The organism is Pseudoalteromonas sp. GCY (genome assembly GCF_016695175.1).
Classification (GTDB): Bacteria; Pseudomonadota; Gammaproteobacteria; order Enterobacterales; family Alteromonadaceae; genus Pseudoalteromonas.
In genome coordinates, this window is sequence record NZ_CP068022.1 from 234,221 (window position 1) to 257,895 (window position 23,675).

General features: G+C 40.8%; 22 protein-coding genes. 13 read left to right on the forward strand and 9 right to left on the reverse strand.

From position 1 onward, the window contains the following. Positions 1–56: 56 nt before the first annotated feature. The 4 genes from JJQ94_RS00955 to JJQ94_RS00970 are packed head-to-tail and all read left to right on the forward strand — an operon-like array spanning position 57 to position 4,336. Positions 57–851, forward strand: a complete 795-nt coding sequence (locus JJQ94_RS00955; RefSeq protein WP_099028693.1) for a thioesterase family protein — start codon at positions 57–59, stop codon at positions 849–851. A 60-nt stretch (positions 852–911) separates the two neighbouring features. Further along, positions 912–2,105, forward strand: a complete 1,194-nt coding sequence (locus JJQ94_RS00960; protein ID WP_099028615.1) for a PqiA/YebS family transporter subunit — start codon at positions 912–914, stop codon at positions 2,103–2,105. Next, positions 2,102–3,757: an intermembrane transport protein PqiB gene (gene pqiB, locus JJQ94_RS00965; RefSeq protein ID WP_039495072.1), complete on the forward strand. Its 1,656-nt coding sequence runs from the start codon at positions 2,102–2,104 to the stop codon at positions 3,755–3,757. The genes JJQ94_RS00960 and pqiB overlap by 4 nt, the downstream gene beginning before the upstream one ends. Beyond that, the gene (locus JJQ94_RS00970; RefSeq protein WP_099028614.1) at positions 3,758–4,336 is read left to right on the forward strand and encodes a PqiC family protein; all 579 of its coding nucleotides are present in this window, start codon (positions 3,758–3,760) and stop codon (positions 4,334–4,336) included. Here JJQ94_RS00970 and JJQ94_RS00975 read toward each other — a convergent pair. Together JJQ94_RS00975 and JJQ94_RS00980 are read right to left on the reverse strand one after the other, a co-directional pair. Beyond that, positions 4,331–4,840: a GNAT family N-acetyltransferase gene (locus JJQ94_RS00975; protein WP_099028613.1), complete on the reverse strand. Its 510-nt coding sequence runs from the start codon at positions 4,838–4,840 to the stop codon at positions 4,331–4,333. The genes JJQ94_RS00970 and JJQ94_RS00975 overlap by 6 nt on opposite strands. A gap of 118 nt (positions 4,841–4,958) precedes the next feature. Further along, positions 4,959–7,844, reverse strand: a complete 2,886-nt coding sequence (locus JJQ94_RS00980) for an insulinase family protein (protein WP_099028612.1) — start codon at positions 7,842–7,844, stop codon at positions 4,959–4,961. A gap of 117 nt (positions 7,845–7,961) precedes the next feature. Here JJQ94_RS00980 and JJQ94_RS00985 point away from each other — a divergent pair, with 117 nt between their 5' ends. From JJQ94_RS00985 to ushA, 3 genes are all read left to right on the forward strand, one after another. Next, complete coding sequence (locus JJQ94_RS00985; RefSeq protein ID WP_099028611.1) at positions 7,962–8,384, forward strand: MAPEG family protein; 423 nt, start codon at positions 7,962–7,964, stop codon at positions 8,382–8,384. A 102-nt stretch (positions 8,385–8,486) separates the two neighbouring features. After that, positions 8,487–8,678: a hypothetical protein gene (locus JJQ94_RS00990; RefSeq protein ID WP_010605345.1), complete on the forward strand. Its 192-nt coding sequence runs from the start codon at positions 8,487–8,489 to the stop codon at positions 8,676–8,678. 63 nt (positions 8,679–8,741) lie between these two features. Then, positions 8,742–10,331, forward strand: a complete 1,590-nt coding sequence (gene ushA, locus JJQ94_RS00995) for a bifunctional UDP-sugar hydrolase/5'-nucleotidase UshA (RefSeq protein ID WP_099028610.1) — start codon at positions 8,742–8,744, stop codon at positions 10,329–10,331. A gap of 50 nt (positions 10,332–10,381) precedes the next feature. Here the strand turns inward: ushA and JJQ94_RS01000 are convergent, their stop codons facing one another. Beyond that, entirely contained in the window at positions 10,382–11,308 is a 927-nt protein-coding gene (locus JJQ94_RS01000; protein WP_099028609.1) for a hypothetical protein, read from the reverse strand. Continuing rightward, positions 11,298–12,035, reverse strand: coding sequence for a PhnD/SsuA/transferrin family substrate-binding protein (locus JJQ94_RS01005; RefSeq protein ID WP_239359039.1), 738 nt, complete (start codon positions 12,033–12,035; stop codon positions 11,298–11,300). The genes JJQ94_RS01000 and JJQ94_RS01005 overlap by 11 nt, the downstream gene beginning before the upstream one ends. 378 nt (positions 12,036–12,413) lie before the next feature. On the opposite strand from JJQ94_RS01005, the gene JJQ94_RS01010 reads away from it, so the two are divergent. Further along, positions 12,414–13,274, forward strand: a complete 861-nt coding sequence (locus tag JJQ94_RS01010) for a S1/P1 nuclease (protein ID WP_099028608.1) — start codon at positions 12,414–12,416, stop codon at positions 13,272–13,274. 34 nt (positions 13,275–13,308) lie between these two features. Continuing rightward, on the forward strand, positions 13,309–16,485 hold the full coding sequence (locus JJQ94_RS01015; protein ID WP_099028607.1) for a TonB-dependent receptor: 3,177 nt from the start codon (positions 13,309–13,311) through the stop codon (positions 16,483–16,485). Between the two features lie 443 nt (positions 16,486–16,928). On the opposite strand, the gene JJQ94_RS01020 is transcribed toward JJQ94_RS01015, so the two are convergent. After that, positions 16,929–17,399: a MarR family winged helix-turn-helix transcriptional regulator gene (locus JJQ94_RS01020; protein ID WP_099028606.1), complete on the reverse strand. Its 471-nt coding sequence runs from the start codon at positions 17,397–17,399 to the stop codon at positions 16,929–16,931. A 112-nt stretch (positions 17,400–17,511) separates the two neighbouring features. On the opposite strand from JJQ94_RS01020, the gene hmgA reads away from it, so the two are divergent. Both hmgA and maiA read left to right on the forward strand, forming a co-directional pair. Then, positions 17,512–18,807: a homogentisate 1,2-dioxygenase gene (hmgA, locus tag JJQ94_RS01025; RefSeq protein WP_099028605.1), complete on the forward strand. Its 1,296-nt coding sequence runs from the start codon at positions 17,512–17,514 to the stop codon at positions 18,805–18,807. An 8-nt stretch (positions 18,808–18,815) separates the two neighbouring features. Then, positions 18,816–19,442 carry a maleylacetoacetate isomerase gene (maiA, locus tag JJQ94_RS01030; RefSeq protein ID WP_172439878.1) on the forward strand — a complete coding sequence of 209 codons (627 nt, stop codon included), beginning with the start codon at positions 18,816–18,818 and terminating at the stop codon, positions 19,440–19,442. Between the two features lie 74 nt (positions 19,443–19,516). Here the strand turns inward: maiA and JJQ94_RS01035 are convergent, their stop codons facing one another. Next, positions 19,517–19,747, reverse strand: coding sequence for a TIGR02647 family protein (locus JJQ94_RS01035; RefSeq protein ID WP_010373121.1), 231 nt, complete (start codon positions 19,745–19,747; stop codon positions 19,517–19,519). Positions 19,748–19,807: 60 nt separating this feature from the next. Between JJQ94_RS01035 and JJQ94_RS01040 the strand changes: the two genes are divergently transcribed. Together JJQ94_RS01040 and JJQ94_RS01045 are read left to right on the forward strand one after the other, a co-directional pair. Then, positions 19,808–20,089, forward strand: coding sequence for a DUF1496 domain-containing protein (locus tag JJQ94_RS01040; RefSeq protein WP_099028603.1), 282 nt, complete (start codon positions 19,808–19,810; stop codon positions 20,087–20,089). Between the two features lie 32 nt (positions 20,090–20,121). Next, the gene (locus JJQ94_RS01045; protein ID WP_017216709.1) at positions 20,122–20,364 is read left to right on the forward strand and encodes a VF530 family DNA-binding protein; all 243 of its coding nucleotides are present in this window, start codon (positions 20,122–20,124) and stop codon (positions 20,362–20,364) included. 16 nt (positions 20,365–20,380) lie between these two features. On the opposite strand, the gene JJQ94_RS01050 is transcribed toward JJQ94_RS01045, so the two are convergent. The 3 genes from JJQ94_RS01050 to JJQ94_RS01060 form a co-directional block, all read right to left on the reverse strand. Beyond that, on the reverse strand, positions 20,381–21,091 hold the full coding sequence (locus tag JJQ94_RS01050; RefSeq protein ID WP_099028602.1) for a substrate-binding periplasmic protein: 711 nt from the start codon (positions 21,089–21,091) through the stop codon (positions 20,381–20,383). 166 nt (positions 21,092–21,257) lie between these two features. Continuing rightward, complete coding sequence (locus JJQ94_RS01055) at positions 21,258–22,370, reverse strand: arginase family protein (RefSeq protein WP_099028601.1); 1,113 nt, start codon at positions 22,368–22,370, stop codon at positions 21,258–21,260. Between the two features lie 296 nt (positions 22,371–22,666). Next, a complete protein-coding gene (locus tag JJQ94_RS01060; RefSeq protein WP_099028600.1) occupies positions 22,667–23,446 on the reverse strand; it encodes a DUF2189 domain-containing protein in 780 nt (259 codons plus the stop codon). Between the last annotated feature and the right edge of the window lie 229 nt (positions 23,447–23,675).

Genomic DNA, 23,675 nt, shown 5'->3' on the forward strand with positions numbered 1-23,675 from the left:
ACCTGGTTAGACCAGTTATGCTAAATGCAACATAATAAATAATGAGAAATGACAACATGACATTTGATGAAATTATTCAGTCGGAGCATTTACAGCAAGCGCAAACACAAATGACGTTTCCTGCAAGTTGGTGTCAAGGCCGTACTGCGTTTGGAGGATTATCTGCAGCGATAGCGGTACAAAGTATGAAGCATCAACTGACAGAGCCTCGTCGACTGCTCTCCGTGAGCGTAAATTTTGTCGGACCACTGCTAGAAGGCGCACCATTTACAGTTGCAACAACCATTTTGCGTAGCGGCAAAAATGCAACCCAAATGCAAACCCAACTGATCCAGTCAGGTGAGGTTTGTCTTATTGCTATCGGGTGCTTTGGCAAGGATAGAGCATCCGCTATCCAAGTTGCAAATGCGGATAGCCCTACTCTTTCAGGTGTTAATCCAAAGGCAGTTCTTCCATACCAAGAAGGTGTGATGCCTGCATTTTTCCAACATGTCGCGCTCAATGCCCAGCAAGGGGCTTTGCCATTTTCAGGCGCACCATCTTCAAATCTGGGTGGCTGGATGCGATTTAAATCACAAACTACATCGGTAAATGAACTACATACACTAGCTCTTGCTGATTCATGGCCGCCAACCTTACTCCAGATGTGTAAAGCGCCAAGCCCCGCCAGCAGTATGTCTTGGTACATAGAATTTTTGTGTGAAATTTCACTCGACTCAGAGTCTTGGCTGGGCTTTGAAGCCGTGACCCACCATAGCCAAAATGGTTATGGTATTGAAGATGCTAAAATTTGGTCACAAAATGGCAAGCTGCTCGCCCTAAGCCGCCAAACCGTCGCGGTATTTGATTAACATTGATAAATTTGGGCGCATCAAGCAAACTAGCATAAAAGGAAATCAACGGATTTTTGTGTGATTACAGCTTGCCCTGAATGCGATACGCTTGTTGAAATAGACGCTATCGAGTCCCAAAAGCGTGCGGTGTGCCCAAACTGTCGGTGCGTGTTGTGTCATGTACAAGGACACCAAAACCAATTAGTACAAGCCTTCAGCTTTTCTGCGTTACTATTTTTATTCGCAAGCTTATTTCCAGACTTTATTTCCTACACACAACACGGTATCACTCAAGTTGTGAGCCTCTGGCAAGCGCTCATATTGTTAGCTGAACATTACAGCTATTTTCTAGCTGGATTATTTGCCTTCACTATTTTAGTTATGCCTGTTGCCGTATGCTCGTTGCTACTACTTGCACACACCGAGTATTGGCAAATCATCAATGCGCACAATGCCCGCCATTTAGCAAAATTACTTTCAGCACTGAAACCGCTTAATCTCACAGATATATTTTTAGTGGCCGTGCTCGTGAGCGCTTTTAAATTAATGTCTTTCGCTGAATTGGAGATGGGTCTTGGGTTTTGGGCCTATATTTTGTTCGTTTTGTGTTTTATTGAAGCCCTCTCACTTTTTGATCACGAGTACATGTGGCGTAATCAGGCTCAATGTAATCGTCACTTGGTCGAGCCAAAAAATTTATCTTCCACGCTAAAACGTTGCAAAGTTTGTGGCTTTTTGGGTGAAGGTGAAAAGTGTCAGCGCTGCTACGCCAAACTAAAATACCGAAAGTCTCAATCAACGCAAAAAAGCTTAGCTTGGATGCTCACCAGCGTCGTGCTACTTGTACCTGCTAATTTTCTACCCATCATGGATACCATTAGTCTCGGGCTCCATACGCCTGCGACGATTTTTTCAGGCGTTCAAGTGCTTTGGGAAGCCGGTTCTTATCCCGTAGCAACACTTATTTTTCTCGCAAGTATATGTATTCCTATCGCAAAAGCGTTACTATTGAGTTACTTACTTGTACGAGTTAAAAAACCCAAAGACCCAATCACAGCAACAAAAGTGTACCGCTTGCTCGAATTCATTGGCCGTTGGTCCATGATTGATGTGTTTGTTGTGATTATCTTAGTATCTCTGGTGCAGCTCGGTACGGTGCTAAATGTCGAACCGGAAATTGGTATCGTGTTTTTTACTTTGATGGTGCTTTGCCAAATCGCAGCCGTTAATAGTTTTGATCCAAGATTATTGTGGGATAAAAATAATCAATGACTACTCAAGCTGATATAGAAGACAAACCAAAGTTTTCAGTGATATGGATTATTCCAATTATCGCGTTGCTCATCACAGGCTGGATGTTATATCAACATCAGGCAAATAAAGGCCACACTATTTTTATAAAAATGACTGACGCAGATGGCATTATTGCCGGCAAAACTGAAGTGAGAGTAAAAAGCGTTAAGGTCGGGTTAGTCGAGTCATTAAAGCTTGAGTTAGCGCAAAATGCAGTGATTGCAAAAGTTAGGATTTTACAACCCTACCGTGATTTATTGGCTGAAGACTCTTCTTTTTGGGTAGTAAAACCTAGAATTGATGAATCCGGCATCTCAGGCATGAATACGCTACTCTCTGGAGTATATATAGAGCTCTCCCCTGGTGATGCAAAAACACGTTCGAGCATATTCACCTTAATGGATGAACCTGCATTAATTGGCTCAGAGGTGCAAGGAAAGCGCTACCAACTCGTGGCTTCAGATGCTGAAGTATTAGACGTTGGCTCCAGTATTTTTTTCCGCAATTATAAAGTGGGTCAGGTTGAGTCTGCGCACTTTAGTGTCGAAAGCTTAAAAATGGAATATGGTATTTTTATCTATTCGCCATACGATACCCTTATCACAGACAACGCTATTTTCTGGATTAGTTCCGGCATTGATTTTAAACTATCAACGGAAGGTGTTGAAGTGTCGACAGGATCGCTAGCAAAGATGATCAAGGGCGGGATTTCTGTTGACTATCCACCAACTATGCCAAGCGGCACTGCGGCGCTCGAAAACAAAACCTACGCCTTACACAAAAACTTTGCAATGGCTTTAGAGCAACGTTTTGATCACTTTGATTACTATCTCATTGAGTTTGAGCAATCAATTCGAGGACTTCGAGCTGGCGCACCAATTGAATATAGAGGTATGCGAATTGGTACGATAGAGCAAGTTCCTGCGACTGGTGTTAGCGACGATAGACCTTTATACTTTCAACAAAATAACACTTCTGTGCCTGTATTGGTTAAAATTGAGTACGGCCGCATTTACGAAGATGCACAGCTTGCACAAACATATTGGTCAGAAAATATAGACAAATGGATTAGCAGCGGCCTTAGAGCGTCACTAAAAAGTGGCAATTTGTTAACAGGTGCGGTATATATAGAGTTAGACTTTTATCCAAGTGCAGAAGTCGTTAGTTCAAACAAAACGACTATTTATCCAGTATTACCTAGCGTTCCGAGCGGTATTACAGCACTTTCTGAACAGGTCACAAGCTTACTGAACAAGTTAAATGGGTTACCTCTTGAAACAACTGTTAAGGAACTAGAAGGTGCCCTTCAGCAACACAGGTTACTAGCAATGGAAATGAATCAACTCGTAGAGTCTATCAATAATAACAATATAACAGACAAGGTTGGCGGTAATTTAACGAGCTTAAAAGATACGTTAAGCCAGCTCACATCAAGCTTGAAGCAATTTGAGCAAACCATGACTCAGTACCAAAAAGGTTCAGGTGTTATGGATCAACTTAGTAATACCCTTGAAGAACTTGAAAGTTTGTCAAATCGCTTAAAGCCTATTTCTAAAGGGTTGAATGAGCAACCGAATATGCTTATTTTCAATAAAGAGAGCGGTACAGATCCACTCCCAAGGAAAAAATAGATGAAGACTGGCTTAGCGACATTTTTGCTTTTATTTTGTTTAACGGGCTGTATAACGAATCCATCGCAGCCGGTTAGTTATTATCAGTTAGAAGCAAAGAGTGTCGCTGACGAAAAGCTAGTTGAGCTCAATCACGTTCTCTTGGTTGATAAAGTGCAGTTGATTGAATTGTTTGATCAGCAAGCTTTAGTGCAATATCAACCAGAGAACAAAGTAAATATCGCTAATTTTCATTTTTGGGCTCAGCCACCTTCCGATATGCTGACTTGGAATTTAGTAAACGCGTTAAATGCAACCAATAAAACCACTGCAATTAAAAGCGATAAGGTTTATCGCAACACGCAAGAACATCAACGCCTCGTTGTAGAAATTAACGAGTTTGCAGGGCACTTTGAAAAAGGCGCTGTGATGAGTGGGACTTGGTATCTTTACCAATACAAAGAAGGGAGCTATCAACTAACTCAAGTGCAACCATTCCAATTTGAAACAACGCTTGAGCAGGATGGCTTTAGTGCTCTTGTATCTGCACATCAAAAAAACTTTAACCAACTAACTGCACAAATAAGTCTGCATTTATAGTTGGCACTCAAACACCACTACAGGTGTTAAGTCATTATCAATTATTATTTTACCAATACGACTAAATCCCACTTTGCTAAGTAGGTTAATGCTGTTACGGTTACTTTCTAATGTAATAGCACCTAACTTGGTGTAGCTTTGTTCTAATTTAGCATATTCCATAAGTAACCTAACAGCCTCAGCCGCATAGCCTTTTCCGGTAAACTCATCTAAAAGCGCATAACCTAAGTCTGGAATATTAAAAAAAGGCCTTTGATATAAGCCACACAACCCAATACTAGTATTGCTGCTTGCTTCTACAACAATGTAAGCTGCTGGCTTACCAATTTGATAGGGAATAAGGTAAGCTTGCTCGATATGCTCCTCAGCTTGTTGTTGCGTTTGTATGCCTTTATCGCGGATGTTATCGATAAAGCTTTTTTGATTCAAAAGCCTGAGTAAGAAGCCGGCATCATTTAAAGTTGCTTTCCTTAAAAAGATCCGTTCTCCCGTCGCTATCGTCATTCTGCCTCCAAAAATATCATAATTAACTTCCATAGGAACTTTAGCATTTACATAAGCGAATAAAAAAGCTGGGAAACAAATTTGCCCAGCTTTTAATTGCTACTGAAATACCGGCAGGTTACTGTTGGAACTTGACGTTTTTATACATTTGCTCAACTGAGTCTAGCTTAGTTTGCTTCGGTAAATCTGCAAACGGCTCAGCTTGGAACTTAGCACCGCGTAATTGAATATTTAATCTAGCAGCATCGGTGTTCATTACAGTTTGCTGATAGTACGCTTTAATATCTTCTAATGTGACCGCTTTAACTGCAGCGATTAACTTAGCTTCGGAGTCAAACGCCATATTTTCTTTGAACCAATCGCCTATTAATGGTTGTAGTTCTTCAGAAAGGTTTTTTGGCTCTTCGGTTAATGAGACTAACACTGCATTTTTTAACTGCTCAAACGTTGCCCCGTCTAACGCGGCTAAGTCTTTAGCGTATTCATCTTTATACGCGTCAAAGCGAGCTTGCATGCTTTTAGCATCTTTTACCGGTGTTTGAATATAGAAGCCTAGCGCTGAATATTCGTCAATAGCGACACTCGTTGCACCAACCGCATACGCTAGCTGCTCTTCGGTTCTCAGACGTTCAAATGCCGCCGTTCTTAAGTGCCCTTGAAGCACCATCGCCGCCGCCTTTTGCGCATAGCCTTTGATTGGGTGCACTGCAAAATCGATCACAGCAACATCGGCAACATCAATGTCTTGCTGCCATACAAGTGTCTGCTTTTGCTCTGGTTGCCAATATTTAGCACGTGCGTACTCAGTCACTTTTTGGCGTTTGGGCAGCGCATTGTCGAGCGTCTCTTTTACTGTTTGCAAATCGGCTTTGTCGTAGTTGCCATAGGCAAAAACACGAACTTGGTTATTCGTCAGAATTTGATCTTGCACTTTATCTAAGTCGGCCAGAGTCAAAGATTTAGCTGCTGATATCAATGCAGAATCATCATAACTTCCTGAACGGATAAGTTTTTGATAAACACCGAAAGCTTGTCTGAATGGGAATTCTTTTTCTTGGTTTTTAATGCCACGTACGTAACGATCAATGGCTTGGTCAAATGATCGTTTATTCGTTTCTATACGTACGCCAGAGAGCGCATCCTTTATCAATAAAGCTTGCTTATCAGTAAAACCTGAAATATCTAGCATTATCCCATTTGCAGGAGTCAGCCCAAGATGCATACCCGCTATGCTCGCTTCTGTCATTAACTTTGCTTTATCCAAGCGGTATAAGTCAGCCCAAATCGACAGTGCAACCTCAGTTTTGATGTCTTTTAATGCACTTGGGTTATTGACGTAAATTTTCAGACTACCTTTAGGCTGTTGGTAGAAACGCTCACTCGCAGCATGCCAAACCGTTACGCCATCAGCATCAATAACCTTCTGAACGCCCTTTTTCGCATCATCCGCAGATGTTTTCAGTGCGAAGTTTTCAGGTAGCAAGGTATTTACACTAGGAAGTGCTAAATCGAAATTTGCTTCTTCTTTCCATTTATCAAAATCACTACGCTTTAAGTCTACAATCTGATATTCACCATCATAGAAGTGTAGTTTTGCATCAGTAGGTTCACCTTTACTGATATACCATACCCGCATTTGCTCAGGTGTTAATTGCTTCAAGACGGCCTTAACAGCATCAGCATCAAACTGCGCATAGTAGTAGCTCGCATTGATAGCGTGGTTCATTGGGTAATGCTGCATGCTATCCGCAAGGTTACTGACGTAACCAAACTCATCGCCTTTTTCTAAAAATCTAAATTGATTATTTAGCGACGTTTGGATTTCCTTGAAGTAACGGCTATCGACGCCTTTATCACGGATCATATCGATATAATCAAGTACCGTACCTGTAATTAACTCGCGTTGCTTTAAGCCCTCATCGGTTAACTGAATATCAATCTGCAATGTCCCGTAGTTGCCATAACTATTTGGTGTCGCGAATGCACTTAACGATGAGATTAAGCCTTTATCTTTTAGTACTTGAGCAGGGCTGCCAGCCATTTCATTACTTAGAAGGTATGTAATGAAATAATTCGGTTTAACCGCAAACGCGCTTGAGTTGTTCTTGATAGTGAAATCAAGCTGCAACGTTTTTACGTCTTCGTTTGGTTTATAATGGACTAATTTTTGCCCAACGTTATCGAAGTTAAGCGATTGTTTAACCTCTGGCTTCTCGATGTTTTTATTCTTAATTGTCGTGAAGTGCTTTTTCGCTTTTGCCACCATCTGCTCAATCGGCTCGTTAGAAATCATGGCTAACTTCATGATATTCGCAGAGTAGTACTTATCATAAAAAGCAACGGTCTCTTGATGTAGTTTGCTACCTTCTTTATCACCTAACGTTTCTAAGTTACCAATAAGAAAGCGGTTAGCTGGATGTTCTCCCATCATGTTTCGTGCAAGTTTAAATTGACCAAAAAAGTCCATTTCACGACGCATAGACCACTCTGCGTTTACTGCGTTTTTTTCTTTTTCTGTGTACTCAGGGTAAAGCTTTGGAGATTTAAAGAAATCAGAGAATCTGTCTAACGCCTCGTCATAGGCATCGTTGTTCACTTTGAACATATAATTAGTAATATCCAGCCAAGTGTAAGCATTGTGTGCTCCACCGTTTTTGGTCATGAACTCAGAATAACCTTTGCTATCTGGATACTTTTCTGTACCAAGGAATAACATATGCTCAAGATAGTGCGCCATCCCCTGCTGAGACATAGGATCGTGTAGTAGACCAACGCCAACACTCAGCGCTGCCGCTGATTTCGATACAGAAGGATCTGATACCAAAATGACTTCAATGCCATTTTCCAAGGTTAACGTTTGATATTGTCTATCATCATTAGGACTTACAACCAGTTGCTCTGAAAGAAGATTCTCAGTCGTGTCTGAATAATTGAGTGAAGAAGTTGTACCACATCCAGTCAAAACTGCTAAGGTAAGTGTGCTAATTGCGAATAGCTTTTTCATAAAACAATCCATTATTGTGATAATTACTTTTTGGAACCAGACTATCATCGTCATTCGACTAAGCTTTTGCAATATAGAAATTTTTTGTTTTGTAACACTTCGTAAACTGAGGAACCTATGCCAACATCCATTTATCTACTGCTCGCCGCGCTATTTTTACAAACTCTGCTGACCTTAGTCATTATGGTCATTATGGGTAAACGTCGATTTAAAGCTGCACGAGAGAAACAGATCCAGTTTGATCAGTTCAAAACCATGGCGCTGGACAATGCGCCTGAAGAGGTCATTCTGGCATCCAGAAACTTTACTAATCAATTCGAAATTCCCGTGTTGTTTTTTGTTGTTTCTCTTGCCGCACTCGCAATGAAACTCGTCACTTTGTGGTTCAGTATCTTCGCCCTACTGTTTGTAATTAGTCGTATTGTACATGCCTATGTTCATATCGGTAGTAATCATGTTAGAACGCGTTTTCGCCTCTACCTTGCTGGTTGCGCCTTCATTGTATTGCAGTGGTCCACGTTAATTTTAACACTTATATAACCAAATATAATAAAAACACCATCCGTTTTAGCTAATTGTTCTTTAATCTCTGACTCAATTTGTTAGCATGGCGATGGCAAAAAGAACAACAGGGGCACATAGATGAAACAGGATAATGATATCTGCGATTTTGGACTTCATGCAGGAGAGCCATACTCCACGCTGCCAGCGAGCTTTTTAAACTGGATGATAGAAACAGACCATGCAAAATGTGAGTTAGCAAAGTTTGAACTGGACAGAAGAGTATCCGCGGTGGCACAAAACGCCAGAAAATATAGCAATTTTGAGTGTTAGCACTATTAAAATAATTATAATGTTCTAGAATACGCGCATAATTTATCAAATAGCTTCTAAATTATGCGCAACTTACTTATTTTTTCAACGGCTTTGCTATTATCAGCATGCCACTTTTCCTCCCCTAAGCAGTCGCAACAAGCAGAATACTTAACCGTATTACACACCAACGATAATCATGGTCGTTTTTGGCAAAATGAAAAAGGTGAATATGGTATGGCTGCCAGAAAAACCTTAATTGACCAATTAAAAAGTGATGCCGAAAAAGCTGGACATGCCGTTATATTGCTTTCTGGAGGCGATATAAACACGGGTGTACCGGAATCTGATTTACAGTTTGCCGAACCTGATTTTAAAGGAATGAGTAAACTCGGTTATGATGCCATGGCAATTGGTAACCATGAATTTGACAACACTCGGGATGTACTAGCCAAACAAATTGAGTGGGCAAACTTCCCAGTACTGTCAGCAAATATTCTTGATAATACAAATCAAATGCCAGCATACGAGCCTTACACAATTATTGAGCGTGCAGGATTGACCATAGCTGTGCTTGGACTTACGACAATTGATACTGTTAAGATTGCCAATCCAAAACATGTTCATGGCCTTACTTTTATTGAGCCTTTAGCAGCCACAGAAAACTGGGTTCCTAAGATCAAAGCCAAATATCAGCCAGATATGATGATTGCTGTCACACACATGGGTCACTATCACGGTGCCAATCATGGGATCAATGCACCTGGTGATGTAACGCTCGCGCGCCAACTCCCGACAGGCATGCTTGACTTGATAGTCGGTGGACACTCTCAAGAGCCGGTCTGTGTCAACGACAATGGTAACGAGGATACCGCTTTCGCTCCTGGCAAAGCATGTAAGCCAGATAATCAAAACGGTGTTTGGATTATGCAAGCACATGAATGGGGTAAGTATGTGGGTAAAGCCGTTTTTAGACTAGATGGTGATACCAAAACTTTGATTAGCTACAACTTAATCCCAGTAAACTTAAAAGATAAAGCCGGCTCTGTGATTGGTGAAACAATTCAAGAAGACCCGCAAATGCTTGCTTTTTTAAAGCCTTTTCAAGAAAAAGGACAAGCTCAAATTGCTGGTGCTGTGGGATATGTTGATAGTTTCTTAGATGGGCGTCGCAGTACGGTTAGATTTAAGCAAAGCAACCTTGCAGATCTTATCATTAACGCGCAAATGGCGGCTGTTGAAGCTGACTTTGGCATTATCAGCGGTGGCGGGATCCGAGATAGTATTGAGCAAGGTGATGTCAGCTACAAAGATGTGCTAAAAGTTCACCCATTTAAAAATCGTATTACTTATATAGACTGGAAGGCCAGCGACCTAATTGATTACTTAAACATTGTCACTAAGTTCCCACCCGACTCTGGTGCTTACTTACAGTTCCACCATATTACGTTTGATATCAAAAACGATAAGGTAACCAATGTTCGCATAGCGGGCGAGCCATTAACTGACGGTAAGACCTACCGCATGAGTGTGAATAGTTATAACGCATCTGGTGGTGACGGCTATCCAAAAATTAACCATCTTCCCGAATATACCGCTACAGATCTAACTGATGCACAGGTCTTAAAAGATTATTTCCAAAAGAATAGTCCAATAAAGGCAGTGGATTTATAAAAAGGCAATCCTGTAAAGCGGTGTGACTCACCGCTTTACAGAAGCCCATTCTATTTACCAATAATATCAATATCAGACTTTTTCACTCCACTCAGTCCGTAGCTATGTAATTTAGAACGAGACCCTTCTCCGTGTGCTTTTGGTGGATAAAACAACACCTTTTTCTCTGGGAATGCTTCTAACACCTCATCTAGCGCAGCTCTAATTTCACTTAATGTTTTTTCTAAACTATTCGTGAAATTTGGCCGTTTTCTTATAGTATGACCAAGCTCAACTAAACGGTAAAAGTATTTATCAGCGAGTTCCAACAACTCTTTTGGCATCTCTTTGTTTTGATTGAGAACAGTATCGGGATTTACATCGCAAAACTCAACAAGCGCTAAATAGAAGCATAATGGTTTGTTGGCAAGCTGGACACTTACTAGTTTGTCTCTATTCGTAGTTACTGTTTTCGAATACAAATCAATAACAAGCTTAAATTCAGGTAACTTTTCTAGCGTTTGGTTTGAACTTACCCTAGCCTCAATACCTTTTCTTCTCACCCAGTTGAACACCGCAACGCCGATAAACGCCATAACCAGAGGAAAAATATAGGCTGATTTTGGTTTGGTGTCATCTAGCGAAACCGCTACATAGAAGTTTCTGTGCGGCGCAGATAATGTTAGTACCTCACTTTTTTCACCCTGCCCTGCTCCAGACGTATTAATGTCAAGAACAGTTAAACGGGCATCTTGAGCGTCTAACACAGTATTGAGTGAGTTTATATATTCTCTTAACTCAGTTTCATTACCTGCATAATGTAAAAAAGTATCTGCGACAGGTAAACGATTCATATCAATAGCAACGCGAAGCGCAACCGCTTCTTTTTGTTGCTTCAAAACCCGCTTAGTTTCAATACTTTGAGAAATGTAGAAAATGCCGCTAAACAACAGTGCCAAAGCAATAAAAACGGATATATTACGCTGGCTAACTTCCATCTTCTTCTCCGATAAAGCCATAAGGTAAGGCTTCACATTGCCAGTATCTATCTACTTTATCAAAGTAACTAGATGTTCTTAATTGAGCCACCTGGTTAATAATTCCCTGCATTGCACAAGCTAAATCAGTGTTATTGTTGTTCATTTTTAAATACCATTTACTGCCACTAACATTATTTGCAATTGGCGTAATGTAATTCTTCGAAAACCGCTGCTCATCTTCTTCGGACCAATAAGAAGCAATAATATCAACCTCGCCAGCAGCTAACCGATCGCGGAGCGCTTGATGCGAGCTTAAATAGGTAATATCGAGCGCATTGATATCGATATCTAGCTCTTTAAACGCACTTTTTGGTAATATGTGGCCAGAGCGACTTGTTGGATAGTCAAGCAAACCTATTTTTTTATCTAAGAAATACGATTTAGATAATTTAGGTTTTTCTGTGTTTGAGATAAAAAAGGCGGAATAAGCCGGATACCCGATAACAGGCTTATAACTATGCGTTGATTCAGCCATCAAAGCCGACATGATGTTGTCTTTCGTTAAAATAAGATCGGCGATCCCCTTTGCAAGAAACTCTATTTGCTCAGCGAGACTTCCTCCCCAATACACTTTCACCTGCCCATATTGCCTAGTGACCACTTCATCTTCACACGCTCTAACTAATACGTCTAACGCGAGACTTTTAATCGGGACATGTATTTTTAACGTGTTGATATTAGACACTGAACGTGTTTTGCATGTATTTGAGTACTGGACGACGGGATCAAGAATGAGCGGCTTTGCCGATATTAATCGAGCCCCTAAAATCCAGCACAATAATGCGCTTATAAACAACAAAGATACAATTGTTGATTTACCAGTCAAAATGTTACTATGTATCACTAATTAGCATAACCTATCCTTTCTTGACCGCTATTAGATCAATTTTCTTTACTCATTGCAATAGGTAATTTTACTAATAACTCGTAACATAATGAATTTATTACTTTATTGACAAGAAATTATGAATCTTATTGAGTCCTTTTATTTTGTTGAAAAATACGGACAATTGGCCTCACTTTTCGGATGGGAAGATTGTTCCCTTTTCTACAAGAGATACAAATGTTACGTAAAAGCTTGTCATTACTTTTCGCTGTGGGGATGACTATAACGACGTCAAGTGCGCACGCTTGGGGTCAAAATGGTCATAGGATCATTGGTGAATTGGCTGAAACACATTTAACCGAGCAGACTCGCGTTGCGATTCAACCTTTATTAGAAGGCGACTCTCTGGCTGAAATTTCGAATTGGGCAGATGAGATGCGTTCGGATCCAAGCACATTTTGGCGTAAACAATCTGCGAAGTGGCATTACATCAATATCGACAACCCAAAAGCAATGCACGAGCATGTTCATGCCGATTTGAATGACAAAGAAAAAGTAAAACACATCCTAGATGGCATCTACTACTCCATTAATACGCTAAAATCAGAATCTAAATCAATTGATGAAAAGCGTTTTGCATTTCGTTTCCTAGTTCACCTTGTAGGTGACAGCCATCAACCGTTTCACGCAGGTCGCGCCAAAGACCGTGGCGGTAACATGATTAAAGTAAAGTTTTTTGGCAGTGATTCAAACTTACACAGCACTTGGGACACCAAATTAATCGAAAATGAGAATCTTTCATTTACCGAATTTACACGTTTTATTCAAACCACAAATAATGAAATAATTGCTGAATACTTAGACAGCTCGCCAGCAGATTGGTTGCTTGAATCAAATAATATTGCTGAAAAAGTTTATAACAGCAATGAAACTGAAATAAGTTACGGTTACATTTATAAATATATGCCAACAATTAAATTTAGGCTGCAACAAGGTGGCATTAGATTAGCTGGCTTATTAAACCAAATTTTCGATCCTAATTCTAAACCGCTGGTTTCATCACTGAAGTCAGCAAATAAAATAACAGTTAACCATTAGTTTAAAATAACCTACTAACACGGGAAACAACATAATGAAAATCCAACTTCGCAAAAATGCACTTACGCTTGCTATCGCTGCAAGTTTAGGCATGAGTGGCATGGCGGTTGCGGCAGATACATCTTCGTCTATCAAAGGACAGATTGTAGGACCTCAAGGTAATCCAGCTGCAGACACTAAGATTATCATCGTTCACGAACCGACAGGTACACGCCGCGTTGTTACAACAAACGACACTGGTACGTACAACGCATCAGGTCTTCGCGTTGGTGGTCCATACACCATCACTATCGACTCAAACAAATTCCGTGACGCTGAGCTGCGTAACGTTTACCTATCACTAGGTGAAGCACAAAAGATCGACCAGCAGCTAAGCGAATTGCAGATGGAGTCTATCGTAGTTACTGGTACTCCAGTACTATTTAACTCCTCTGCAAACGACACTTATTACGGTGCAGATGCAATCAAGAGCACGCCTAGTATCAACCGTGATATTAAAGACGTAGTAAGAAACAACCCGCTTGTTGTTATCCAGCCAGGTAACGACAGTGCGATGACAATCGCAGGCTCAAACCCGCGAACAAACTCTATTACAGTTGATGGTATTCCGCTAAACGATGACTTCGGTCTCAACTCTGGTGGTTACCCAACACAGCGTAACCCATTCCCTCTAGACGCACTTGACCAAGTAACAGTTCAAGTAGCACCAACAAATGCTAAATCAAGTGGCTTTACTGGTGGTAACGTTGATGCGGTATTTAAGTCTGGTACTAACGAAATCACTGGTAGCGTTTTCTATGAGAAAATGACTGACAGCTGGGCAGGTACACCTAAAAACGAAGGTAAAGAAGTTCCACTAGAGTTTGAAGAAGAGAACTACGGCTTCTCAATCGGAGCGCCTCTTATTGAAAACAAACTATTCTTCTTCGGTGCATACGAGAAGTATGAATCTCCTCAATCAATTGAGTGGGGCCCAGCGGGATCTGGTATTGGTGCAAATGAAACTAACATCACACAAAACGACTTAGCAGCAGTACGCAAAATTGCTTCTGAAGTATATGGTGTTGATAACATTGGTGGTGCAGACACACAACCACAACTAGAAGATGAAAAATATATCATCAAACTAGATTGGAATATCAATGACTATCACCGAGCAAACTTCGTATATATGTTCAATGAAGGTAACCGCACAAACAACATGACTCAAAGCTCAAACGAGCTACGCTTGAGTACTCATTGGTACAATAAATCAGAGAAGCTAAATAACTTCAGCTCAACACTATATTCGGACTGGACGGATGATTTCTCAACACAAATCAGTCTCACAAGCAAGTCCGTTGAAACTGGCCAGATTTCACTTGATAGCGCTTTAGGTCTAGGTGATATTAAAATATCTAATATTGATGTGGACGGAGATGGAACAAAAGGTGATATTAGCTTTGGTTCAGATGAAAGCCGTCATTCAAATTCACTAGAGAACGACCTAACAACATTCAAGTTTGACGGTACTTACCTACTTGACGAACATACACTAGAGTTCGGTATTAAGTATGACATTCTAGACGTTGAAAACCTTTATCTAGATGGTTCTAAAGGTGTTGTCGAGTTTGACAGTCTTGAAGACTTTGCTGGACGCCAAGTAAAAGATTATTCATATTCGAATGGTGTAGGTAATGATCCAAGTAAAGTCGCAGCTGCGTTCAAACGTAAAGACCTAGCTTTATACGTGAATGACCGTTGGGACTTCAGCGATGAACTAGCGTTTAGCTTTGGTCTTCGTTACGAGCGTTTAGGCTCTGACGACAAGCCCGCTTTCAACGAGGAATTATTTCAAAGTACAGGTTATGACAACACTTATAACCTAGACGGCGCTGACATTTGGTTGCCTCGTGCAGGTTTTACTTATTACATGAACGAAGACGTAACTATCCGTGGTAGCGTAGGTCGTTATGCTGGAGGTAATCCTAACGTTTGGATATCTAACTCATATTCAAATGACGGTATAAGCCGACAAGACTTTGGTAAAAAGGATTTTGTAGCACCGAATAACATCCTAAACAATATTTTACCTGAAGCAATTGATGGTATAAACCAAGCTAATAACGGTTCAGTTTCAAACTTTATCGATCCTAACTTCGACATTCCATCACAGTGGACATATATGCTAAATGCAGATGTAACACTTGATATCCCAGGTCTTGGTGACGGATTCGCTTGGACAACGACAGCAATCTTCACTGATAAAGAAAATACTGCAGAGTGGGTAAATGCTCGACTTCTTAATGGTGCAAATCGTCTAGATGCTGAAGTGAACTCTACAATTGATGGGGAGCTTCCGTTCTATAACACAAAAGAACTGGATATTATGCTCACTAATGCAGACGAAAATGGCCGCTCAATTATCTTAAGTACAGGTCTTTCTAAAGAGTGGGACAATGGCATTAAGTTTGATATGTCTTACACTCATCAAGATATCACCGAAGGTAACCCTGGTGGTTCTTCTACAGCACGTAGTAACTATCGTTATGGTCACTTTTTAGATCACCAAGAAACACAAATTGGTACTTCGACATATGAAACTGAACACCGCTTTGTACTAAATCTTGGCTACTCAACAGAGTTCATTGAAAACTATAAAACGAATTTCAATCTATTCTTTGAACGTCGTTCAGGTTCGCCGTATAGCCACATTGCGAGATGGACAAGTTTGACAGATGAGAGATATTTCAATGAAGACCTTATTCAGCCTACAGGATATGGTGCAGCGCGAGGCGGGAATTACCTAGCTTATGTTCCAACAGCTAACGATCCTAATGTACTTCGTTATGAAGGTGTAACCGAAGCTGAAGTACTAGCTCACTACAAAGAACTTGGCTTATCGGGTTACGCTGGCGGCTTTGTTGACCGCAGTGCAGGAAAATCACCTTGGACTACGACGATGGATCTGTATGTTTCTCAGGAGCTTCCGGGCTTTACGAAAGATCATAAAGGTGAGGTCTACTTTGTAGTTAATAATTTACTTAATCTGATTGACTCTTCAGCAGGCAAGGTACATGTTCAAGATTTTGGTACTAACCGTGTTATTGAAATGGATATTGACCAAGCTACAGGTAAGTACATTATAGGTGAAACTTCTCTTGATAAGAGTAAGTTTGAGGCAGAAGACTCAACCTACCGCATCAAGATCGGCGTACGCTACAACTTCTAATATCTAACACGTAATTAGATAATCTCCCAAAGGCCAGCGAAAGTTGGCCTTTTTTATATTTAATCCAGCTTAAGGTTATTTTCCACCTAATTAACCACAACTAGGCCTTTATAAATTTCTCATATTAAATAAAATAGGAGCAGGACAAATCATTTGCTTCTGAGCAATGAACCATACTAAATGTAAAAATTAAGGGATTATTAATATGCTAATGGGTAAATTATGTTAAAACGTGAAGCTTTTATCGGCTTTCTAGTCACGATGTTAGGCATAGGTGTTGATTATTTAATCGTTTCTCTATCTGATCATTCACTCAAAAGTAGTGCATTTGAAATATCCATGCTGTACATGATATATGTGACTATCATATCAAGTAGAGAAAACAGTAAGAGATAGTATCTCTCAGGCGACATTTGGTGGTACTTTGCTATATAAAGCTTGTTCTAAAGCGGTTGACCAAGCTCATTTTTATCTACTGCAGACTGTAATAATTTCAGAAGTTGTACGAACTTTTCTTTTTGCTCTTCGCTAAAACAACTAAGTAGCTCAGCTTCCCATGCCAGAGCAAGTGGCGTTAACGTTTGATAAAGCACTCTTCCTTGCTCTGTCACCGCAATAGTTTTTGCACGTTTATCAATTGGACTCACTAACATCTCAATCAACTCTCTGTCTTGTAACTGCTTAATTGCTCTTGAAACGGTTGATTTATCCATGCTTGCCAGTTCGCAAATGTGCTTAGCGGTGATCCCCTCCTTCTGTATTGCGTGAGATAATACTCGCCATTGTGGCTGCGTTAATTCTCCCTTTTGTTCGTAGACGTGCGCAAAGTCATTGCTCACTTTTGTTGACAGTGAAACGAGCTGATACGGCAAAAAGTCGTTTATATTCAGCAGTTTTTTATCAGTTTTAGACATTATTTCACACTCCCAACTGTCACTATTACTTTACAGAGCGACTAGATGACAAACATTGAAAATACTCTCACATGAGAGTATCTTACTATAAAACACAAAGGAGTCGAGACACATGAGCCAAGAACTTCAATATTTAACTGGATTTGGTAATCAATTTGAAAGTGAAGCACTGCCGGGCGCTTTACCTATTGGTCAATTTTCACCGCAAAAAGTAAAATACGACCTTTATGCAGAGCAATATAACACCACCGCTTTTACAGCGCCTCGTGCTGATAATCGTCGAAATTGGTTCTACCGTATTCGTCCCTCTGTTTTACAAGGTGAATATGAAGCGATGGATAATGGCCTATTGCGCACGGCACCAATAACTGAAGCCGTTACGCCCCCTTCCATGTTGCGCTGGAACCCTATCGATATACCACAAGAAAAAACAGATTTTATCGATGGCTTAGTGACGATGGCTGCTAACGGCAGTGCCAATGGCCAAAGCGGGATTGGTATTCATGTTTACGTTGCTAACGCATCAATGGAAGGTCGTTATTTCTATAATGCGGATGGCGAGTTGTTATTCGTCCCGCAGCAAGGTGAACTCATTTTACACACTGAGTGTGGAAAACTCGCAATTAAACCAGGTGAGATTGCCGTTATCCCTCGTGGTATCAAATTCAGTGTCGAGCTTTTAAGCGATACGGTGCGTGGTTATATTTGTGAAAACTACGGACACCCTTATATTTTGCCTGAGCGAGGCCCTGTTGGTGCGAATGGCTATACCAACGAACGTGACTTTCAATACCCCGTTGCCGCCTTTGAAGACAAAGAAGGCGATTTTGAACTCGTTGCAAAGTTTAATGGTAATCTGTTCCGCTCTAAGATTGGGCACTCTCCGCTTGATGTGGTTGCATGGACAGGTAATAGCGCCCCATACAAATATGATTTAGCACGATTTAACGTAATGAACACCGTAAGCTTTGATCATCCAGATCCGTCAATCTTTACTGTACTGACTTCTCCATCAGGCACACCAGGTGTTGCAAACGTAGACTTTGTGATCTTCCCACCGCGCTGGATGGTGGCAGAAAATACATTCCGTCCGCCTTATTATCACCGTAATATCATGAGTGAGTTTATGGGCTTAATTGAAGGGGTATACGACGCCAAAGAACATGGTTTTGTGCCTGGTGGCATGAGCCTACACAACTGTATGTCTCCACATGGACCAGAAGCGGATGTATTTGAAAAGGCGAGTAATGCAGAGCTTGCACCGCAGCGCTATGAAAACACACTCGCGTTTATGTTTGAGTCACGTTACATTATCTCTCCAACTAAGTATGCTTTAGAAGGCAAAGCGCGTCAGCCTAACTATGCTGATTGCTGGAAAGGCATTAAAAAGTACTTTAAAGGAGCATAAAGATTATGTTGAAACTCTATACTTATTTTCGCTCATCTGCAGCCTATCGTGTGCGTATTGCGTTAAATCTTAAAGGATTAGACCACGAATTAGTCCCTGTAAACTTGCTTAAATCGGAGCAAAGCGGCGAGGCATATTTAAGTAAAAATGGTCAAGGATTGCTACCGGCTCTTGAAACTGAGCATGGCGTTCTTGCACAATCTTTAGCGATATTGGAGTGGCTAGAAGAAACCCAAACCGGCCAAGCATTGCTACCACAAGATCCTTGGCAAAAAGCGCAGGTAAGAAACTTTTGCTACGCCATAGCCTGTGATATCCACCCTATCGATAACCTGCGTGTGCTTAAATATCTATCAAGTGAGCTAGGCGCATCTGATGAACAAAAAAATGAGTGGTATCGCCACTGGGTTATCGAAGGCTTTAAAAAGCTAGAGCCTATGATAGGCGAAGGTCAATTTTGCTTTGGCACGGAGCCCACACTCGCGGATGTTTGTTTAGTACCACAAGTGTTTAATGCACTGCGTTTTAAAGTAGATATGACTGCATTTCCTAAGATCAGTCGAGTGTACGAATATTGTAATACGCTTAATGCGTTTTCTGATGCGGCGCCTGAAAATCAATTAGACGCACAATAAGGCTAGTAAACGATAAGCCAATTAAAAAGAGTGATATGCTAAGCGTATCACTCTTTCAATCAAACGAACGTTTTCTATTTCAGTGCGCTATAGACATGATCAAAATGGCCTATAAGGTCGTGACCAAGATCAGTCAAATAACCCCCATCGGGGCTGTCAATGACCCCTTTTTCAAATAGCCGCATCGCAGCACCTTGTATACCTTCAGGCGCACTGCTATGAATTTTTATCCCCTGATGCAAACTATGTCTTGGAAATCTAGCTAGTAAGGTCAACTCATCCAACAATTTTTGGTCTAATGCCATTGTCATTTTTCCTTATTCTTCTATAGTCATTTAACACTCTAGTTCAAAAAACCAAATTTGATGAAGTTTTTAATTTGTTTAATCGCTGTTAATTTGATCTCACTGCCTGTTTTGGCTACAACGCCCGCTGATTTGAGGTTATATGGAGAAATACCAAAGCAAGTCTGTTGGTATGAAGGAAAGTCATATAGCGAGGGCGCACTATTGCTACAGTTTGACATGCTGTTTGTCTGTGCAACGAAAAAGTACAACGAAGACAATGGCAAACTTGTGTGGGTAAAGGCTGACGCGTCTGGTGCACCAATTAGACCTGAAATTTCGGATAAAATTAGGGTAAACTAGGCGTAATATCTAAAGTTATATAGAAGTAGAAGATGACAACCCAAGCAAATAACCCCCTTCACGGTATCAAGTTAGAAGAAATTATTGTAAAACTTGAACAGCAGCTAGGCTGGAAAGAAATGGCAGCCGCCGTAGATATCAACTGCTTCAAAGATAATCCAAGCGTTAAATCTAGTCTCAAGTTTTTGCGTCGCACACCTTGGGCAAGAACCAAAGTGGAGCAACTGTATCTAGATACCTTCCACGGCTTTCAGTGGCCAGATATAAAAAAATAACCCGTTTTCTCTAAGTTTATTTGGCTACATAAAGCGCGTTGTAGGTGTCCTTAAGCTTTTCAAGAATATGCTTGGGAACATTTTTATTACAGGCTAGATAAAGTGACGTATTAAACTGCTCTAATGTAAACACCGGCTCGAGTAACTGAGCCGTTTGCTCTTTTGCACTTCGAAACCTAAACTGGGCATCGCTGAGTATCACCAAATCAACAAAGTCTTTTCGTGTTTTGAGAAGTTCAAAAACCTTATCAAAAGAATTAATCAGAATAAGCTGCTTCCCCTCTTGAAAACCATGCTCCATTAAAAATTGGTGGCTAAAATTATCCCGGATCACCGCAGTTCGATAGGCTTGCGCATCTTCTAATTTATTCAGCTTGATTTTGCTTTCACGTAGCGCATAAAAAGATGTGGTAAAAGTATCAATGGGAAATACCCAAGTAAACTCATTTTCGCGGATGGTATTTCTGGCTGTTGAAAATACACAGGTGTCGTCTTTTCTTAATGCGGCATTGTAAGCTGCTGGCCATGAAAGTACGTTAATAGTGTAATCAACGCCAGAGTCATCAAGTACGGCCCTGACTTTATCCGCTGAGCGTCCAATTAACTCCCCTTTTTCATTTAGGTATTGGAAGTCAGGAAAATTCTCAGTGACAATATTTAGCGTATAGGCAAGCGCACTGAAACTCATCAGTAAAATACAAAGGCCAACTGAGTATGCACACTTCATGAAACTCTCCCCATAGCTACTTGAATAATATAGTCTTAACTTAAAGGTTGAGCAATTTTTAAAGAGATAGAATGGATTTTTGTTAAGGCAAGTTATGAGTAACTTACTAAAGCGAATGAGTGATAGACAAGAATGGCCTCGCCTATCACAGCGCTATTTAGTTACTTTAGCTATTGTTGATAGCATCAATTAAAAACGCACTCAGCTTAGCGCCTTCTTTAAGCGTGGTTTCTGAGCTCGTTAGTCCAACAAGCGAGCTGTCGGTAAATGGGGCAATTTCCATCATGTCTGCGCCTGTGATTTTAAACTCACCACGCAGCGCTTGTAGAATTAGCATCGCTTCGTCTGGAGTCATACCGCCTGCCTCTGGAGTACCCGTTGCAGAAGCAAACTCTTCATCAAGTGCGTCAATGTCAAAGCTAACGTAAAGTTCTTCAACACCATCAGCCTTTAGCTGTGCAATAACTTCATCTACAATCGCTTGTGCACCACGCTCTCTGATCTCATGAGCCCAATGCTGCTTAACGCCGAATGTAGACTCCCAATGAGACTTAGGTTTACCACTAGAGCGGATCCCAAATTGTACTAAGTGATGGGGTGCAGGTAAAAACTCTAGGATATGCGTACACCAAGAGCCAAAGCATAAATCAATACCTAAGCGCTCAACAAGTAAATCCGTGTGAGCATCAAAATGGATAATCGCTGTTTTTACACCACGAGCACGCTTTGCTTTAAGATACGCTTTTGTTAACGGGTAGCTGATCGAGTGGTCACCACCAATGCCAAACACACCTTTATCAGGGTAATTTTCGTAAAAGCCATCACACACATCTTCTGTAATAGATAATGGTGAGACGTAATACTCACTCTCAGGGTCAGCATAAAGTGCCTTTTGACAATTACTGATCGTGCTCTCGTTTAAATATTTGTCATGTAGTAAATGTGGAATAACACGCACATCGCCAAGATCAAACGCGCTCGTTTGCGGCTGTTGCTCAATTAATGTCGAGCGCAAAAATAATGGACCCCAGTTAGCGCCGCGTAAAATACCACCGCCACAATCTGAACTGATCCCAAGAATTGCCGCTTTATGTTCACTTTCGCCCAGCTGTTCTAGCGATGTTTTCCAAAGAGTATCGACACCTTCTGTTTGTCCATATAGCTTTTGTCTTAGCGCGTCTTTTCTTTCTTTCGCTGTGTTTACTGTAAACACACCATCTCCCGGTGGGCATAAACAGTGCTCAAGTTTTTTATGGAATTGTTTTTTGCTCTCAGACATCGCTATCCCCTCTTATATGCATAATCATGCGACCCAGAAAAATCTTCCCTATTGCGCTTTATATATTGCGAAACACTCAAAATACGATTGGTTTAAAATGAGTAAAAACGACAGATTAAAAATAAGAAACCTTATAAATCAATAGGTTTCATTGATATCTAACTTCGTTTTCGGAAGACATTGACCGTCTGTTAGGCCGTTGTTGCAGCACATATAACAGGTTCAAATAGGAAGTCAACCGCAGTACCAACAATGCGCGTTGATGCTGCGGTTGTTTATTCATAGAGGGTGTTTAGTTATTCGTAGTGGCGTGGCACTTTTGTTTTAATTACAGCGATATAGCCATGCCAACTTGCGTACGCAAGTAGCGGCATAATAACGATAAAGCCAGCCGTTCCAGTTGCAAACCCAAGCATCACCAAAAACACTAAGATCCCACACCATACCACCATGGCGCTGACATTTTCTTTTACTGCATGCATTGAGCTTATTACCGCAGTCATAATATCCACTCGACGCTCCATCATTATTTGCGGCGTAAACGCTGAGATTGCAAATACACATACCAATAAAATGCCTCCCACTATTGAGCCGAGCGCTAAAAATGCCGAAAGCTGTTCAAACGTTGGATTCGGAACATTTGGATATAGCGCGTGAATAAGTGCAGCCAAGCGCATCCAAACAATCATAATTACCATCAGTAACACCGCAAATCCCCATTCACCAGCGGGATTACGGAACATTGATTTAAGACTATGCGTTAACGTTGGTTTATGGCCCTTCTCCAACTCCCACGCGACATCATACAAACCAGCCGCGAAAGCAGGTCCAATCAGCGCAAAGGCGACAGCGGCAGGTAGAATTACTAAGTGAGTACCTGATTGGTATACTAACCACATGATAAAAGCAGGTATAAGGGTAAAAATAAGTCCATACACTAGGCTAAGTAATGGCGCATTTGCAATATCTTTAAATGCTAATGCGAGCCAGTGAAACGGTGCCATGGCTGGAACTTTGTTGCACTCAAAGCAACGCGCAAATTCGTTATCTTTATTTATAGAATGTGTAGCAGGCATAACCATTCCTCATTGTTGCTCTCATGTTAAGGTTTAGTGGAACATCGACAATCCTGCAAGCTATCCTGAGCTATAATACCAACTGCATTAATTCTCCAACCAATTTGAAGGATAAAATATCATATAAGCTTCGTATAAATTTCTCATTTAGAACAACTAAATAGCAAAATTTTTGCCTTGCCTATATGGATTTAGATACCTCATGTAGTGATTCATTAGCGGTAGCAGC

Coding starts and splice junctions, on each gene's coding strand:
- JJQ94_RS00955 (WP_099028693.1), top strand. CDS start 57: ATGACATTTGATGAAATTATTCAGTCGGAGCATTTACAGCAAGCGCAA.
- pqiB (WP_039495072.1), top strand. CDS start 2,102: ATGACTACTCAAGCTGATATAGAAGACAAACCAAAGTTTTCAGTGATA.
- JJQ94_RS00970 (WP_099028614.1), top strand. CDS start 3,758: ATGAAGACTGGCTTAGCGACATTTTTGCTTTTATTTTGTTTAACGGGC.
- JJQ94_RS00975 (WP_099028613.1), bottom strand. CDS start 4,840: ATGACGATAGCGACGGGAGAACGGATCTTTTTAAGGAAAGCAACTTTA.
- JJQ94_RS00980 (WP_099028612.1), bottom strand. CDS start 7,844: ATGAAAAAGCTATTCGCAATTAGCACACTTACCTTAGCAGTTTTGACT.
- JJQ94_RS00985 (WP_099028611.1), top strand. CDS start 7,962: ATGCCAACATCCATTTATCTACTGCTCGCCGCGCTATTTTTACAAACT.
- JJQ94_RS00990 (WP_010605345.1), top strand. CDS start 8,487: ATGAAACAGGATAATGATATCTGCGATTTTGGACTTCATGCAGGAGAG.
- ushA (WP_099028610.1), top strand. CDS start 8,742: ATGCGCAACTTACTTATTTTTTCAACGGCTTTGCTATTATCAGCATGC.
- JJQ94_RS01000 (WP_099028609.1), bottom strand. CDS start 11,308: ATGGAAGTTAGCCAGCGTAATATATCCGTTTTTATTGCTTTGGCACTG.
- JJQ94_RS01010 (WP_099028608.1), top strand. CDS start 12,414: ATGTTACGTAAAAGCTTGTCATTACTTTTCGCTGTGGGGATGACTATA.
- JJQ94_RS01015 (WP_099028607.1), top strand. CDS start 13,309: ATGAAAATCCAACTTCGCAAAAATGCACTTACGCTTGCTATCGCTGCA.
- JJQ94_RS01020 (WP_099028606.1), bottom strand. CDS start 17,399: ATGTCTAAAACTGATAAAAAACTGCTGAATATAAACGACTTTTTGCCG.
- hmgA (WP_099028605.1), top strand. CDS start 17,512: ATGAGCCAAGAACTTCAATATTTAACTGGATTTGGTAATCAATTTGAA.
- JJQ94_RS01035 (WP_010373121.1), bottom strand. CDS start 19,747: ATGGCATTAGACCAAAAATTGTTGGATGAGTTGACCTTACTAGCTAGA.
- JJQ94_RS01040 (WP_099028603.1), top strand. CDS start 19,808: ATGAAGTTTTTAATTTGTTTAATCGCTGTTAATTTGATCTCACTGCCT.
- JJQ94_RS01045 (WP_017216709.1), top strand. CDS start 20,122: ATGACAACCCAAGCAAATAACCCCCTTCACGGTATCAAGTTAGAAGAA.
- JJQ94_RS01050 (WP_099028602.1), bottom strand. CDS start 21,091: ATGAAGTGTGCATACTCAGTTGGCCTTTGTATTTTACTGATGAGTTTC.
- JJQ94_RS01055 (WP_099028601.1), bottom strand. CDS start 22,370: ATGTCTGAGAGCAAAAAACAATTCCATAAAAAACTTGAGCACTGTTTA.
- JJQ94_RS01060 (WP_099028600.1), bottom strand. CDS start 23,446: ATGCCTGCTACACATTCTATAAATAAAGATAACGAATTTGCGCGTTGC.